Consider the following 15,509-nt stretch of genomic DNA (forward strand, 5'->3'; position numbering starts at 1 on the left):
CCGCGGCCGCTCCGACGGCGGCGGCGCCTTCGGGCACCGGCCAGGCCCGCGCCGCGGGCCCCGCGCCCGCCACGCGCAGCGGCGCCCCCGGTCGCCCGCTGACCCAGGCCGAGATCGCGCTGCGCCAGCGCGTGCTCGAGGAAAACCGCCGCGTCGAGGCGCAGCGCCAGCGCGAGGAACGCGAGCGCCAGGCGCTCATGGTCCGTTCCGCCGCCGAGGAAGCCGCCCGCAAGGCCGAGGAAGACCGTCGCGCCGCCGAGGAAGCCGCCCGCCGCGCCGAGGAGGATGCCCGCAACGCCGAGGAAGCGGCCAAGCGCGGCAAGGTCGAGGATGAGGCGCGCAAATCCGCCGAAACCGTCGCCGTCGCGACCGCCGCCGCCGCCAAGCAGGGCGGCCGGCCCGCGCCCGCCGCCGCCCCCGCCCGCAAGCCGGATGGCGAGACCCCCGCCGCGCGCCTGACGCTGAAGGCGCGCAGCCCCTCCGACGAGGAGGACGACTCCCGCCGCGCCCCTGTCCGCCGCCCCGGCGGCCCGCCGGGCGCGCCCGGCCGCCGGCCGATGCCGGTGCCGGTCAAGAAGGCCGCGCCGACCGGCGATCGCCGCCGCGAAGGGCGCATCGACGTGCAGGCCGCGATCGAGGGCGAGGACGAGCGCAGCCGCTCGATCGCCTCCCTGCGCCGCGCCCGCGACCGCGAGCGCCGGCAGCAGGAACTGCAGCGCCTCCGCTCCGGCAACGAACGCGTGGTGCGCGACGTCGTCGTGCCGGAAGCGATCACGGTGCAGGAACTCGCCAACCGCATGGCCGCCCGTGGCGGCGAGGTGGTGAAGTCGCTGTTCCGCATGGGCGTGATGGCGACGCTGACGCAGTCCATCGACGCCGACACGGCGGAACTGGTCGTGCAGGAATTCGGCCACCGCGTGAAGCGCGTGAGCGAGAGCGACGTCGAGATCGGGCTGGAAGGCGCGCTGGACGAGGACACCGACCTCGCGCCGCGCCCGCCCGTCGTGACGATCATGGGCCATGTCGACCACGGCAAGACCAGCCTGCTCGACGCGCTGCGCAAGACCGACGTCGTCGCGCACGAGGCCGGCGGCATCACGCAGCACATCGGCGCCTACCAGATCGCGATCCCGTCCGGCGACAAGGTGACCTTCATCGACACGCCGGGCCACGAGGCATTCACCGCCATGCGCGCCCGCGGCGCGAGCGTGACCGACATGGTCGTGCTCGTGGTCGCGGCCGATGACGGCGTGATGCCCCAGACGGTCGAGGCGATCCGCCATTCGCGGGCCGCCGGCGTGCCGCTGATCGTCGCCGTCAACAAGATCGACAAGCCCGGCGTGAAGCCCGAGCGCGTGAAGCAGGAACTGCTGCAGCACGAGATCGTGGTGGAAAGCCTCGGCGGCGAGACGCAGGAGATCGAGGTCTCCGCCACGCAGCGCATCAACCTAGACAAGCTGCTCGAGGCGATCACGCTGCAGGCGGAGGTGCTCGACCTCAAGGCGAACCCGGAGCGCGCGGCCGAAGGCACCGTGATCGAGAGCAAGCTCGACCGCGGCCGCGGCCCGGTCGCGACGGTGCTCGTGCAGAAGGGCACGCTCCGTCAGGGCGACATCGTGGTGGCCGGCGCCGAATGGGGCCGCGTGCGCGCGATGCTCGACGACAAGGGCCGCCAGCTGAAGGAAGCCCCGCCGTCGCTGCCGGTGGAGATCCTCGGCCTGTCGGGCGTGCCCTCGGCCGGCGAGAACTTCATCGCGGTGGAGAACGAGGCCCGCGCGCGCGAGGTTTCGGAATTCCGCCAGCGCAAGCTGCGCGAGAAGGCCAATGCCGCCGCCGGCGCGCGCGGCAGCCTGACCGACATGCTGGCCCGCATCCAGGCGGGCGAGCAGAAGGAAGTCGCCGTCGTCGTGAAGGCCGACGTGCAGGGCAGCGCCGAGGCGATCGGCGTGACCCTGGCCAAGCTCGGCAACGAGGAGGTGAAGGTCCGCATGCTGCACAGCGCGGTGGGCCAGATCACCGAATCCGACATCCAGCTCGCCAAGGCGTCGGACGCCGTCATCGTGGCGTTCAACGTGCGCGCCACGACCCAGGCGCGCGACCTGGCGCAGAAGGAAGGCGTCGAGATCCGCTACTACTCGATCATCTACGAGGTCGCGGACGACATCGAGAAGCTGGTGAAGGGCAAGCTCGCGCCCGTGCAGCGCGAGAAGTTCCTCGGCTACGCGCAGATCCTGCAGGTCTTCGAGGTCAAGAAGATCGGCAAGGTGGCGGGCTGCCGCATCACGGAAGGCCAGGTCAAGCGCGGCGCCGGCGTGCGCCTGCTGCGCGACGGCGTCGTCATCCACCAGGGCGAGCTGTCCACCCTGCGCCGCTTCAAGGACGATGTCCGCGAAGTGGGCAACGGGCTCGAATGCGGCATGTCCTTCGCGAACTACGACGACATCCGCGTGAGCGACCAGATCGAGTGCTATGAGGTGGAGACCGTAGCGGCGAGCTGAGGCGCCGGGGCCGAGCGGCCGCGGGACACAAACGCCCGGAGCCGCGCGCGCCGCAGCCTCCGGGCTCGCCATGATGGAACGGTTTGCGAAGGCCCTTCGGCCTTTGCCGGGGTGGTGTGGAGGGGCGTCGCCCCTCCGCGACCCGCCGCGGAGGATCTGACATGAAGCACACCAAGACCGGCGCGCCCTCCCAGCGCATGCTGCGCGTGGCCGAGGAGATCCGCCACGCGCTCTCCGCGGTGTTCATGCGCGCGGATTTCCACGACCCCGACCTGCATGGCGTGCACGTGACGGTGACGGAGGTCCGCGCCTCCCCCGATCTCAAGCACATGACGGCCTTCGTCTCGGCGCTCGGCCGCGACCTGACGCCTGAGCAGATGGCCGGGCTGCGGCGCGTCTCCCCCTTCCTGCGGCGGGAAGTGGCGCATGCCGTGCGGCTGAAATACGCCCCGGACCTGCATTTCCAGCCCGACACCGCGCTCGGCTACGCGCAGCACATCAGCGAGGTGATGCACCGCCCCGAAGTGCAGCGCGACCTCGCGCCCCGCAAGGCCGAGGAGGAATGACCGCCGGCCCGCCCGGGGACCCGCCGCAGGTCCGCGTCATCGCCATGCCGGCGGATGCCAACCCGGCCGGGGACATCTTCGGCGGCTGGCTGATGGCGCATATGGACCAGGCCGGCGCCTCGGTGGCCCTTCGCCGCGCCCGCGGCCGCGTCGCCACCGTCGCGGTGGAGGCGATGACCTTCCACCTGCCGGTGCGCGTCGGCGACGAGGTGAGCCTCTTTGGCCGGCTGATCGCCGTCGGCCGCAGCTCGATCCGCGTGCATGTCGAGGCCTGGCGCCGCGACCGCACGGCCGAGGACGCGGCGCGCGTGACGGAAGCGACCTTCACCTTCGTCGCGCTGGACGAGGCCGGGCGGCCGCGCCCCGTGCCCGCGTGATCAGGAGGCGCAGCTGAACACCTGCAGCACCATCAGGATCGCGGTGAAGATGCCCGGCGCGATGAAGGCGAGCATGGCGACCGGCACCGCCAGCCCCGCGCCCCAGAGCATCCCCGCCAGGCCTTCGCCCGCCACCAGGCCGATCAGCGCGCCTGCCATGACCACCATCTTGGCGATGAGGAACCGTGCCCAGATCGGGGGATCGTCCTCGTCGTACGCGCCCATCGCCTGACCCTTCCAACCGCTCCGGATCGTTTCATCCTCGCATGGCCCATCACCGCCACCGCAAGCCGAAAGGCCGGCCGATCGACGGCTGGCTCATCATCGACAAGCCCACGGGCATCGGCTCGACCGACGTCGTGGCCATCTGCAAGCGCGCCTTCCAGGCGCAGAAATGCGGCCATGGCGGCACGCTGGACCCGCTCGCGACCGGCGTGCTGCCGATCGCCTTCGGTGCCGCGACCAAGACCGTGCCGTATGTGATGGATGGCACGAAGCAGTACCGCTTCACGCTGCGCCTGGGGGAGGCGCGCGATTCCGACGACGCCGACGGCAACGTGACCGGTACCAGCGAGGCACGCCCGACCGACGAGCAAATCCGCGCCGCGCTGCCCGCCTTCATCGGCGACATCATGCAGGTCCCGCCGATCTTCTCCGCCATCAAGGTGGCGGGCGAACGCGCCTACGACCTCGCGCGCGCCGGCGAGGCGGTGGAACTCGCCGCGCGCCCCGCCCGCGTGGACCGCTTCGAACTCGTCGAGCGGCCCGATGCGGACACGGCGATCTTCTTCGTCGAGAGCGGCAAGGGCGTCTACATGCGCAGCCTGGCGCGCGACCTCGCGCTGGCCTGCGGCACGCTCGGCCACATCGCCGCCCTTCGCCGGCTGCGCGTCGGGCCCTTCCTGGAACAGGACGCCGTGCCGCTGGCGCGCATCCAGGAAGCGGAACCTTCGACCGACCTGCTGCGCCCGGTGACGATGGCGCTGGAGGACATCCCCGCCCTGCCGCTGACGGAAGCGGAAGCCGCGCGCCTGTCCTTCGGACAGCCCGTCCCGCTGGTCGAACTCATGGGCCGCATCCCGCAGGAGGCCAACCCGGATGGCGGCCTGGCGCGGGCGATGGCGGGCGGTCGGCTGCTCGGCCTCGCACGGCTCGAGGAAGGGCTGGTCAAGCCGGAACGCTGGCTGGAAGCCGCGCGCTAGCGGAACATCCGGTCAGGCGGAATCACCTGATCGGATTTCCTTTTCCGGAAAGACTGGCCTTGAGCGCAGCCGATGCCCTGGGCGTCACGCCGCGCGCCGGCCCGCCGGCGGCAGGAAATCCTCCGCCGGTGCCGGGCGGCCGATATGCCAGCCCTGCACCATGTCCGCGCCCAGGGTCTCGAGCAACGCAAGTTGTACGGCGGTCTCAACGCCCTCGACCACGACCTGGTGGCCGAGCTGGTGGCACATGGCGATGATGCCGCGCACGATCGCCGCGGCGCGCTCGGCGGCCGGCGTGCCGGCGCCGATCGCGGCCGTCAGGGACCTGTCGAGCTTGACCTTGGTGAGCGGGACTTCGCTGAGATAGCCGAAGGAGGCATGGCCCGCGCCGAAGTCGTCGAGCGCGACCGAGATGCCGCGGCGGATCAGTTCCTGCGTCACGCGCCTCGCGGGGGCGAAGTCCTCGAGCAGCACGCGCTCCGTCATCTCGATGCAGAGCCGGTCCGCGGCGATGCCGTGCCGCGCAAGACAGGCATCGACGGTCGCGAGGAAGTCGGACGACACCAGGAAATAGGGCGTGACATTGACCGCGATGACCGGCTGCGGCGCCGGAAAGCCGGCGATGATCCTGCACGCCTCGTTCAGCACCCAGGCATCGAGCGCGGAAGCGATGCCGCTGCGCTCGGCCACCGGGATGAAGCTTCCCGGCGGGATCGGGCCATAGGCCTCGTGCGTCCAGCGCAGCAGCGCCTCGAAATCCGGGGGCGCGGCGGGCGCGCCCAGCCGGCGCACGGGCTGCAGCACGAGCCTGAGCGAGGAGCCGCCTTCCTGGATGCAGCGGCGCAGATCGGCCGCCAGCGTGTGCTTCGAGCCGATGCCGCTCGCCGTCGCGTCGCTGAAGAAGCTGGCGCGGCCGCGGCCATCGGCCTTCGCGTTGTACAGCGCGACATCCGCCCCGCGCAGCAGCGCGGCGACGGTCGCCGCGGCGGGCTCGGCGGTCTCCGCGCGGCGCAGGGCGACGCCGATGGACGCGCCGAGCGGCATCACATGGCCATCGAAGCGGAGCGGCTCCGCCTGCAGCGCGGCCAGGATGCGCTCGGCGACCAGCCGCATCCGCGCCTCGGGGTCCTCGACGGCGGGCAAGGTGGTGACGAGGACGAATTCGTCGCCGCCCAGGCGTGCCGCCATGTCGCCGGCGCCGAGCGTGCGGGCGATGCGCTGCCCGGCTTCCCGCAGCACGGCGTCGCCGCCCGAATGGCCGAGCACGTCGTTGAAGGACTTGAAGCGGTCGAGGTCGATCAGCGCCGTCGCCACGAAGGCACGTTCGCGACGCGCGCGTTCGACGGCATCGGTCAGCGCTTCCTCGAACATCCGGCGGTTGCCCAGGCCGGTCAGCGGATCCTTGAGCGCAAGCTCCGACATCTCATGGATGCGCAGCGCCGTCGTGACGCCCTGCGCGAGGTCGCGCAGCGCCTCGATCACCTGCGGGTCGGCATCGCGGGGCTCGCGGTCGATGATGCAGAGGCTGCCCAGCACCTCGCCGGTCGGCGACTTCAGCGGCGCGCCGGCATAGAAGCGCATGCCGAAGTCGCCGGTGACGAGCGGGCTGTCGCGGAAGCGCGGGTCGAGCCTCGCATCCGGGCAGACCAGGACGTCATCCGGGCTGTCGAGCACATGGGCGCAGGCGGCGATGTCGCGCGGGACCTCGGTGACGCCGGGTGGCAGGCCACGGGAGGATTTGAACCAGACGCGGTCGCGATCGACGAGCGAGATCGTGGCGACCGGCGTCCGCGCGACGCTGGCGGCAAGGCGCGTGAAGACCTCGAACCGTTCGTCCGGGGGCGTGTCCAGGATGCCCATGCGCTGCAGGAGGTGAAGGCGACGCCGCTCCGCCTCGTCAGGCGGTGTGCCGGTCCCGTTCTCGTTCATGGCCGGATGTTCCTTGTTGCAGCGCACTTGCCGGAGGGCGGACGGCCTTCATTTGAATGTCAGAATGGATAACGAAGGCATAAGGGCTCCGCCGCGGCGCGCCCTCGCCGCGCTCGCTGGACACGGCGCCGGATTTCAGCGATAGGCCCCGCTCTCGACCGGACCCCAGCTGTCTGGTGGCGACCGCGCTGGCCGACATCCCGGCGCCGGCCCCCACCATGCGCCAGGGCCATCCTTTCCTTCGGGGACGGATTCCGCGCCTGGCGCGGCGGCGGGCGCCCAGGGGTCCTCAGGGCCGGGGCGGCATGTCGTCCAGCCGAAGGGGCAAAGCCCCCGGCCAACAGGAGAACAACCCGATGTCGATCACCGCCGAGCGCCGCCAGGCGCTCATCAAGGACTATGCGACCGGCCCGAACGACACCGGCAGCCCGGAAGTGCAGGTCGCCATCCTGTCCGAGCGCATCGTCAACCTGACCGAGCACCTCAAGACCCACGCGAAGGACTTCCATTCGCGCCGCGGCCTGCTCGTGCTCGTCGGCCAGCGCCGCGGGCTGCTCGACTACCTGAAGCGCAAGGACCAGAAGCGCTACGAGACGCTGATCGGCCGGCTGAACCTGCGCCGCTGATCCCATCCCTTCGCGGATGAAGGGAGGCCCCGTGCCGGAAGGCGCGGGGCCTTTCGCGTTCCAGGGCCCGGCTTGACCGCCCCGCGCCGCCCGCTTAAGTAACCGCCCGGTTACTTCGGGAGGAAACAGGGTGGGTCTGCGGCGCGAGGACTGGCCGGCGGGGATCGACGCGCGGCTCATGGCCGGCACTGTGATCCCGGCGCATCCGCTGGCGCTGCGCGCGGACCGCACGCTCGATGCGCGGCGGCAGAAGGCGCTGTCGCGCTACTACCTCGATGCCGGGGCCGGCGGGCTCGCCGTCGGCGTCCACACCACCCAGTTCGCGATCCGCGCGCGCGGCCTGTACGAGCCCGTCCTGCGCATCGCCGCCGAAGCGGCCGCCGAGCGCGACACCCCGCCCATCCTCGTCGCCGGCGCCATCGGGCGGACCGACCAGGCCGTGGCGGAAGCGCGGATCGCGCGCGGCCTCGGCTACCACGCCGTGCTGCTCTCGCTCGCCGCCTGGAAGGGGGCGAACGAGGACGAGATCGTCGCGCATTGCGAGGCGGTGGCGGCCGAGATGCCGCTGTTCGGCTTCTACCTGCAGCCCGCCGTTGGCGGCGTGGAGCTGCCGGCGTCGTTCTGGAAGCGCTTCGCGGCGATCCCGAACGTGGTCGCGATCAAGATCGCGCCGTTCAACCGCTACGCCACGCTCGACGTGCTGCGCGGCGTGCTGGAAGCGGGCGCTGCGGATCGCGTCGCGCTCTACACCGGCAATGACGACCACATCGTGGCCGACCTTCTGACGCCCTTCCGCCTGGCGCATGAAGGCCGCGCCGCCACGCTGCGCATTGTCGGCGGGCTGCTCGGCCACTGGTCCGTCTGGACGCGCGGCGCGGCGCAGCTGCATGCGCGCTGCCGCGACGCGGCCCTCGCCAACCGCGTCCCGACCGACCTGCTGGCGATGGACGCGGCGGTGACGGAGATGAACGCCGCGGTCTTCGACGTGGCGCACGACTATCACGGCGTCATCGCTGGCTGCCACGAGGTGCTGCGCCGGCAGGGGCTGCTCGAGGGCATCTGGTGCCTGGACGAGCATGAGACGCTCTCCCCCGGCCAGGCGGAGCTGCTGACCGCGGTCGCGCAACGCTACCCGCTGCTGACGGATGACGGCTTCGTCGCGGCCAACCTCAATCGCTGGCTTTCGTAGAAGGACACAGACGCATGGCGGAACGCCGCATCGGCCTCATCATGAACGGCGTCACCGGCCGGATGGGGATGAACCAGCACCTGATCCGCTCGATCGCAGCGATCCGCGCCGATGGCGGCGTGAAGCTCGCGAATGGCGACACCATCATGCCGGACCCGGTGATCGTCGGGCGCAACCGGGCGAAGCTGGAGGCGCTGGCGAAGGCGCACGGCATCAGCCGCGTGAGCACGGATCTCGATGCCTGCCTCGCCGACCCGAAGGACGAGGTGTTCTTCGACGCCGCCACCACGCAGATGCGCGCCGGGCTGCTGACCAAGGCGATCAACGCCGGAAAGCACATCTACTGCGAGAAGCCGACCGCCGACACGCTGGCCGACGCGCTCGCCGTCGCGAAGCTCGCGAAGGACAAGGGCGTCAAGAACGGCGTGGTGCAGGACAAGCTGTTCCTGCCCGGCCTGCGCAAGCTGAAGATGGTGATCGACAGCGGGTTCCTCGGGCGCATCTGCTCGGTGAAGGGAGAGTTCGGCTACTGGGTGTTCGAGGGCGACCTGCAGCCCGCGCAGCGCCCGTCCTGGAACTACAAGAAGGCTGAGGGCGGCGGCATCATCCTCGATATGCTCTGCCACTGGCGCTACGTGCTGGACAACCTGTTCGGCAACGTCGAATCCGTCTCCTGCCTCGGCGCCGTGCACATCCCCGAACGGATCGGGGAGGACGGCAAGCCCTACAAGGCGGATGCGGACGACGCGGCCTATGCGACCTTCCAGCTGGAAGGCGGCGCGATCGCGCACATCAACTCCTCCTGGGTCACGCGCGTTCGCCGGGACGATCTCGTGACCTTCCAGGTCGACGGCACGCATGGCTCGGCGATCTGCGGCCTGCACAAGTGCTGGACGCAGTCGCGCGTCGCCACGCCCAAGCCGGTCTGGAATCCCGACCAGCCGCAGACCATCGACTTCTTCGCCGGCTGGCAGGAAGTGCCGACGACGCAGGACTTCCCGAACGGCTTCCGCGTGCAATGGGAGGAATTCCTCAAGCACGTCGCGGGCGAGCGGCCGGACTACCCGTGGAACCTGCTGGCCGGCGCCAAGGGCGTGCAGCTTGCCGAGGCCGGGCTGAAGTCCTGGGCCGAGCGCCGCTGGATCGACCTGCCGAAGCTGGAGGCGTGACCGAGATGCCGACGATCAACCTGCCCAGCGGCGAAGGCCGCATCGAAGCCTTCACCACCAGCGCCCCGCGCGAGTTCGCGCGCGCCACGCCGCCCTTCCCGCGCGTGGCGCTCGCCGCCGCGCATGTCGTCGCGGACCCGCTGGCCGAACAGGACCCCTGGCTGGACGTGAAGGTGGATTGGGACCGCACCATCGCCTTCCGCAAGCATCTCTGGTCGCTCGGCCTCGGCGTGGCGGAAGCGATGGACACCGCGCAGCGCGGCATGGGGCTCGACTGGACCGGCGCGCAGGAACTGATCCGCCGCTCGCTCGACGCCATGCAGGACCATCCCGGCGCGGTGATGGCGAGCGGCGCCGGCACCGACCATCTCGCACCCGGGCCCGACGTGACGGTGGACGACGTGATCCGCGCCTATGAGGAACAATGCGAGGCCGTCGAGGCGATGGGCGGGCGCATCATCCTCATGGCCTCCCGCGCCCTGGCCAAGGCGGCGCGCAGCCCGGCGGACTACGAGCGCGTCTACGGCCGCATCCTGTCCCAGGTGAAGCAGCCGGTGATCATCCACTGGCTGGGCGAGATGTTCGACCCGGCGCTGGAAGGCTACTGGGGTAACCACGACCACATGGCGGCGATGGAAACGGCGCTCGCCGTCATCCACGCCCATGGCGACAAGGTCGATGGCGTGAAGATCTCCCTTCTCGACGACAAGAAGGAGATCGCGATGCGCCGCCGCCTGCCGCGCGGCGTGCGCATGTACACCGGCGACGACTTCAACTACGCGGAACTGATCGCCGGCGACGAGCAAGGGCACAGCGACGCCCTGCTCGGCATCTTCGACCCGATCGCGCCGGCGGTGGGCGGGGCGCTCGCCGCGCTGTCGCGCAACGACCTTTCCACCTTCCACGACATCCTGGCGCCGACCGTCCCGCTGTCGCGCCACATCTTCAAGGCGCCCACCCGCTTCTACAAGACGGGCGTGGTCTTCATGGCCTGGCTGAACGGCCACCAGGACCATTTCGTCATGGTGGGCGGGCAGCAATCGACGCGCAGCATCCAGCACTTCTCGGAACTCTTCCGCCTGGCCGACAAGGCCGGGCTGCTGCGGGACCCGGACCTGGCGGTAGCGCGGATGCGCGCGCTGCTCGCGGTGCACGGCGTCGCATGAAGCCCGCCGGCCCGCTCTCGCTCAACACGATCACGCTGAAGCCGTGGTCGCTCACCCAGGTGATCGAGGCCTGCGCGCGCCATGGCATCCCCGGCATCTCCCCCTGGCGCGACGTGCTGCAGGCGATGGGCGTCGAGGCCGCGGCGAAGCAGATCCGCGACGCCGGGCTGAAGGTCACCGGCCTGTGCCGCGGCGGCATGTTCACCGTCGGCGCGCGCGCCGCGGCGATCGAGGACAATCGCCGCGCCATCGCCGAGGCCCATGCGATCGGCGCCGATTGCCTGGTGATGGTCTGCGGCGGCCTGCCGCAAGGCTCGAAGGACCTGCCCGGCGCGCGGGAGATCGTGCGCGACGGCCTCGCCACGATCCTGCCCGAGGCGCGCGCGGCGGGCGTGACGCTCGCGCTCGAGCCACTGCACCCGATGACCTGCGCCGACCGCTCGGTGCTGTCCACGCTCGGCCAGGCACTCGACCTCTGCGACGAGTTGGGGGAGGGCACCGGTGTCGCGGTGGATGTCTACCACGTGTGGTGGGACCCCGACCTCGCGCGGCAGATGGTCCGCGCCAAGGGCCGCATCGCCGGCTTCCATGTGTGCGACTGGAAGGTGCCGACGACGGACCTCGTCTTCGACCGCGGCCTGCCCGGGGAGGGCGTGATCGACATCCCCGCCATCCGCGCCATGGCCGAAACATCGGGCTGGACCGGCGGGGTGGAGGTGGAGATCCTCTCGAACCATTGGTGGGCGCAGGATCCCGAGGCGGTGCTCCGCGAGGTCAAGGCCCGCCACGCCTTCTGCTGAACAAGAACCGTCCGGGGAGACGTCGATGAACGCCACACGCCGCAGCCTGATCGCCGCAACGCTGTTCGCGCCCGCCGTGGCGCGCGCCCAGGGCTGGGCGCCGACACGCCCGGTGCGCTTCGTCGTGCCCTTCCCGGCTGGGGGCGCGACCGACGTCGTCGCGCGCGTGCTCGGCGAACGCATGCAGGAAACCCTCGGCCAGCCGGTGGTGGTGGAAAACCGCACCGGCGCCGGCGGCAATGTCGGCGTCGAGAACGTGGTGCGCAGCGCGCCCGACGGCACGACCATCCTGATGGGCACCACGGGCACGCTGACGGTGAACCCGCACCTGTACGCGACGCTCGGCTTCGACCCGCTGCGCGACCTGAGCCCGATCTCCATGGCCTTCACCACGGACCATGTGCTGGTGGTGAACCCCTCGGTCGCCGCGGCCACGGCGCAGGAATTCCTCGCGCTGGTGCGCGCGCAGCCGGGGCGGCTGTCCTACGGCTCGGCGGGGTCGGGATCCTCCACCCATACGGTGCCGGAGCTGTTCAAGCTCGCCGCGCGCGTCGACATCACGCATGTGCCCTATCGCGGCAGCGCGCCGGCGCTGAACGACCTGGTCGCGGGCAACATCCAGATGATGCTGGACCAGATCCCCTCCGCGATCGGGCAGATCCGGGGCGGGCGCGTGCGGGCGCTGGCGGTGACCGGCGCGCGTCGTTCCGCGCTGCTGCCGGACGTGCCGACCATGGCCGAGATCGGGCTGCCGGACGCGCAGGCGACCTCATGGGGCGCGGTGATGGCGCCGGGCGGGCTGCCCGCGCCGATCGTCGCGCGCTTCAACGCCGCGATCGCCGATGCGCTGGGCCAGCAGGCGGTGAAGGACCGGCTCGCGGCGGCGGGGGCGGATGGCGTCGGCTCCAGCGCCGAGGAGCTCGCGGCCTATCTGCGGGCGGAATCCGCCAAGTGGGCGCGCGTGGTGCGGGAAGCCCGGATCACGGTGAACTGAGGGTGGCGGCGCGGGGGGAAGTTCCCTTCCCCCCGCTCGCTCACACCGGCACGAGGCAGGTGATCCGCGACGGGTTCTGCTCGCTGAGGAAGATGCGCCCGTCCGGCCCGCGCCACATGCCATGCGCCCCGTTCAGCACCGGCCGGCAGCGCCCGAGGATCGCCCCGTCCGGCGCGAGCAGCGACAGCTGCGGCACCTGGTCCGTCACGTAGAGGCCACCGCCCGGCGCGCCATGCACGCTCATCGGCTTGTGGTTGCCGCGCCAATCCGCGAGCCACATCCCGTCCGGCGTGAAGACCTGCACGCGGTTGTTCTCCCGATCCGCGACGGTCACGCGGCCATCGGGCAGCACCCAGACGGAATGCGGCGTGGTGAATTCGCCGGGGCCGGACCCTTCGCGCCCCCAGCGCCCCATCGGCGTGCCCTCGGCGCTGAACCGGTGCACGACCGAAGCGGCGTAGCCATCCGCGACATAGATCGTGCCGTCTGGGCCGAAGGCGACGTCGCAGGGCGCGTTGAAGGGCTCGCCCGGATGGTGCCGCCGCCCGATCCCGCCGAGCCGCTTGCCGTCGCGCGAGAAGACGATGATCTCCTGCGCGTCGCGATCGACGACGAAGACGCGCCCATCAGGATGGACGGAGAGCATGTGCCCGTCCGCCACCTCCGCCCCGCCCCAGGCATCGATGCGCCGCCCGTCGGGGGCCAACACGACCACCGCCGGCCCTTCCGGGTCGGCGATCGGGTCCTGCCGCAGCTGGACGTAGACGCGGCCCTCCGCGTCGCAGGCGACGTCGCTCGGCACGCCCGCGCCGCGCGGCACCTCGCCCCAGGGGCGCTCCACCCGGTAGCGTGTTTCGCCGAGGCGGACGAAAAGATCGTGGCGCGGCATGGCGGGGCTCCTTCGAATGCCGGGCGAGCGTGGCGCGCGCGGCGGCCGCCGGCAACTTGACGCGCCGACCGCGCCACGGGCAGAGGGGCGGAGGAGACCGACAGCACCATGCCGCCCGATCCCCCGTCCCGCATCGGCCCGGCGCTGGTCATCGTCGCCATCCTGCTCGTCGCGCTGATCCAAGTGGCGAGCCTCGGCAACCCGGCGGCGCCGCGCGTGTTCGAGGGCGCGCTGGCCGACCCGGACGCCTATCTGCGCCTCATCCGCATCCTCGACCTGCGGGAGGGCGCGGGCTGGTTCGACGACGTGACGCCGCGCCTGAACGCCCCGGACGGGCTGCTGGTGCAATGGACGCGCCCGGTCGACCTGCTGATCCTGCTGCCGGCCCTGCTGCTGGAGGCGCTGGCCGGGCTGTCGCCGCGGCAGGCGCTGATCGTCTCGGGCATCGTCCTCTCCCCGGTGCTGCACGCGGGCGCGGTGGTCGCGGCCGCCTGGGCGGCGCGCGCGATCTGGCCGGGATCGGCGCCCTGGCACGCGCTGGTGCTGGCCGCCGGGGCGCCGGCGGCCGTCACCTACAGCGGCTTCGGCCGGGCGGATCATCACGCGCTGATCCTGCTCGCCATCACGCTAGCGATCGGCGCGGCGCTGCGCGCGCTCCGCCCGGATGGAAGCGGGCGCGCGGCCCTCGCGGCGGGGGCGGCGCTCGGGCTCGGCGTGTGGACGGGGCCGGAGGTGCTGCTGATCGCCGCGCCGCTGCTGCTGGCGACCGGCCTCGCCGCGGTGATCGCGGAGGATGGCCGCGAGCTCGCCGCGCAGGGGGAGCGGATGGCGCTCGGCATGGCGGGGATCATCGTCCTCGCCATGCTGGTCGAGCACGCGCCCGCCGAATGGCTGGTGGCGGAATACGACCGCGTATCGATCCACCACCTGTCGATCGCGCTGTTCGCCGCCGCGGTCTTCCGCGTCGCGCGGATCGCGGGTGCCGCGACGCGCGGCCGGCGCTTCCTCGTCGCGGCATCGGCGGGCGGCGCGGCGCTCGCGCTGCTGATCCTGCTCTTCCCGGGGACGGTGAAGGGACCGCTCGGCGGGGCCGACCCGGCCTATCTGCTGCACCTGCATCCGACCATCGCCGAGAACCGCCCCCTGCCGCCCTTCGCACCGGGCTCGCTGCTCGAGGCGACGGTCTATGCCGGCGGCACGGCGCTCGGTGGCGTGCTGGCCCTCGCGCTGGCCTACCCGGGCTGGCGGCGGGATGGGCGATGGCCGGCGGGGCTGGCGCTCGCGGCGATCCTCGCCGTCGGCATCGCGGCGAGCTTCGCGGCGCGGCGCTTCACCCTCGACCTCGCGCCGGCGGCGGCGATCGCGGCCGCGGGGTTGCTCGGCGCGATCCTGCACGCGGCCTGGCCGCGATCGGCGGCGCTGCGGGCGGCGCTCGGCGGCGGGCTGTTCCTCGGCATGCTGGCCGTGCCCTTCGCGGGGCTCTTCTCGCCGCGGCCGATCGCTGGTGCCGCGCCGGCCGACGCCGGATGCCCCTGGACGGAGATGGCGGAGTGGCTGGCGGCGGAACGTCCCGGCGTCGCGGCCGGGGCAGCGGCGCCCATCCTGATGGCGGGCGACCTGTTCATGGGGTCGGAGATCGCCTGGCGCGCGCCGCATCGGTCGGTCGCAGCACCGCATCATCGCGGCGGCGGCGCCATCGCCGATACGGTGGCCGTGCTGGACGCGACGGAGCCGGAGGCGGCGCGGGCGATCCTGGCGCGGCGCGGCGTGTCGCTGCTGCTGACCTGCGTGACGACACCCGTGCTGCCGCTGCGCGACGGCAGCTTCGCCGCCACGCTGCGCGACGGCGACGTGCCGTCCTGGCTGCGCCCCGTGCCGTTGCCCGCGGGTCTGTCCGCCTTCCGCCTCTACGCGGTGGTGCCGGCGCGCTGAGGGCGCTACCGTCCCGGCCCGAAGGAACGGAGACGACCCTTGCCGGCACGCATCCTCGCCAAGTCGCCCTTCGCGCTGTTGCTTCTGGTCCTGCTTCCCGCCTGCGAGCAGGCCGCCGGCGCCGCGGGCGGCGCGGCCGGGCGGGCGGCGTCGGGTGCCGTCGCCGGCGCGG

At 72.2% G+C, this 15,509-nt stretch carries 14 protein-coding genes; 11 read left to right on the forward strand and 3 right to left on the reverse strand.

Features of this window, described 5'->3' with window-relative positions; translation table 11 throughout:
- The 3 genes from infB to J5Y09_RS23675 all read left to right on the forward strand — a co-directional run.
- Nucleotides 1-2,498 (forward strand): translation initiation factor IF-2 (gene infB, locus J5Y09_RS23665; RefSeq protein WP_209354319.1); only part of this gene is annotated, 2,498 nt, incomplete at its 5' end.
- Between the two features lie 161 nt (nt 2,499-2,659).
- Nucleotides 2,660-3,064 (forward strand): 30S ribosome-binding factor RbfA, encoded by a 405-nt coding sequence (rbfA, locus tag J5Y09_RS23670; RefSeq protein ID WP_209354320.1) that lies wholly within the window; start codon nt 2,660-2,662, stop codon nt 3,062-3,064.
- Nucleotides 3,061-3,441, forward strand: a complete 381-nt coding sequence (locus tag J5Y09_RS23675; RefSeq protein WP_209354321.1) for an acyl-CoA thioesterase — start codon at nt 3,061-3,063, stop codon at nt 3,439-3,441. The genes rbfA and J5Y09_RS23675 overlap by 4 nt, the downstream gene beginning before the upstream one ends.
- On the opposite strand, the gene J5Y09_RS23680 is transcribed toward J5Y09_RS23675, so the two are convergent.
- The gene (locus J5Y09_RS23680) at nt 3,442-3,666 is read right to left on the reverse strand and encodes a hypothetical protein (protein ID WP_209354322.1); all 225 of its coding nucleotides are present in this window, start codon (nt 3,664-3,666) and stop codon (nt 3,442-3,444) included.
- Nucleotides 3,667-3,707: 41 nt separating this feature from the next.
- Between J5Y09_RS23680 and truB the strand changes: the two genes are divergently transcribed.
- Entirely contained in the window at nt 3,708-4,643 is a 936-nt protein-coding gene (gene truB / locus J5Y09_RS23685) for a tRNA pseudouridine(55) synthase TruB (protein WP_209354323.1), read from the forward strand.
- Between the two features lie 84 nt (nt 4,644-4,727).
- On the opposite strand, the gene J5Y09_RS23690 is transcribed toward truB, so the two are convergent.
- Nucleotides 4,728-6,572: a putative bifunctional diguanylate cyclase/phosphodiesterase gene (locus J5Y09_RS23690; protein WP_209354324.1), complete on the reverse strand. Its 1,845-nt coding sequence runs from the start codon at nt 6,570-6,572 to the stop codon at nt 4,728-4,730.
- Between the two features lie 356 nt (nt 6,573-6,928).
- Between J5Y09_RS23690 and rpsO the strand changes: the two genes are divergently transcribed.
- From rpsO to J5Y09_RS23720, 6 genes are all read left to right on the forward strand, one after another.
- Nucleotides 6,929-7,198, forward strand: coding sequence for a 30S ribosomal protein S15 (rpsO, locus tag J5Y09_RS23695; RefSeq protein WP_198376050.1), 270 nt, complete (start codon nt 6,929-6,931; stop codon nt 7,196-7,198).
- Nucleotides 7,199-7,328: 130 nt separating this feature from the next.
- Nucleotides 7,329-8,387 (forward strand): dihydrodipicolinate synthase family protein, encoded by a 1,059-nt coding sequence (locus tag J5Y09_RS23700; protein WP_342451539.1) that lies wholly within the window; start codon nt 7,329-7,331, stop codon nt 8,385-8,387.
- A 14-nt stretch (nt 8,388-8,401) separates the two neighbouring features.
- On the forward strand, nt 8,402-9,556 hold the full coding sequence (locus J5Y09_RS23705) for a Gfo/Idh/MocA family protein (RefSeq protein ID WP_209354325.1): 1,155 nt from the start codon (nt 8,402-8,404) through the stop codon (nt 9,554-9,556).
- A 5-nt stretch (nt 9,557-9,561) separates the two neighbouring features.
- A complete protein-coding gene (locus J5Y09_RS23710; RefSeq protein WP_209354331.1) occupies nt 9,562-10,722 on the forward strand; it encodes a dihydrodipicolinate synthase family protein in 1,161 nt (386 codons plus the stop codon).
- Nucleotides 10,719-11,522, forward strand: coding sequence for a sugar phosphate isomerase/epimerase family protein (locus J5Y09_RS23715; RefSeq protein ID WP_209354326.1), 804 nt, complete (start codon nt 10,719-10,721; stop codon nt 11,520-11,522). Before J5Y09_RS23710 ends, J5Y09_RS23715 begins: the two co-directional genes overlap by 4 nt.
- A 25-nt stretch (nt 11,523-11,547) precedes the next feature.
- Nucleotides 11,548-12,516 carry a Bug family tripartite tricarboxylate transporter substrate binding protein gene (locus J5Y09_RS23720; protein ID WP_209354327.1) on the forward strand — a complete coding sequence of 323 codons (969 nt, stop codon included), beginning with the start codon at nt 11,548-11,550 and terminating at the stop codon, nt 12,514-12,516.
- Between the two features lie 40 nt (nt 12,517-12,556).
- Here the strand turns inward: J5Y09_RS23720 and J5Y09_RS23725 are convergent, their stop codons facing one another.
- Nucleotides 12,557-13,405 carry an NHL repeat-containing protein gene (locus J5Y09_RS23725; RefSeq protein WP_209354328.1) on the reverse strand — a complete coding sequence of 283 codons (849 nt, stop codon included), beginning with the start codon at nt 13,403-13,405 and terminating at the stop codon, nt 12,557-12,559.
- A gap of 108 nt (nt 13,406-13,513) precedes the next feature.
- On the opposite strand from J5Y09_RS23725, the gene J5Y09_RS23730 reads away from it, so the two are divergent.
- Entirely contained in the window at nt 13,514-15,337 is a 1,824-nt protein-coding gene (locus J5Y09_RS23730; RefSeq protein WP_209354329.1) for a hypothetical protein, read from the forward strand.
- Nucleotides 15,338-15,509: the final 172 nt, after the last annotated feature.

Origin of the sequence: Roseomonas nitratireducens (assembly GCF_017813355.1) — a bacterium.
GTDB classification, from domain to species: Bacteria; Pseudomonadota; Alphaproteobacteria; order Acetobacterales; family Acetobacteraceae; genus Neoroseomonas; species Neoroseomonas nitratireducens.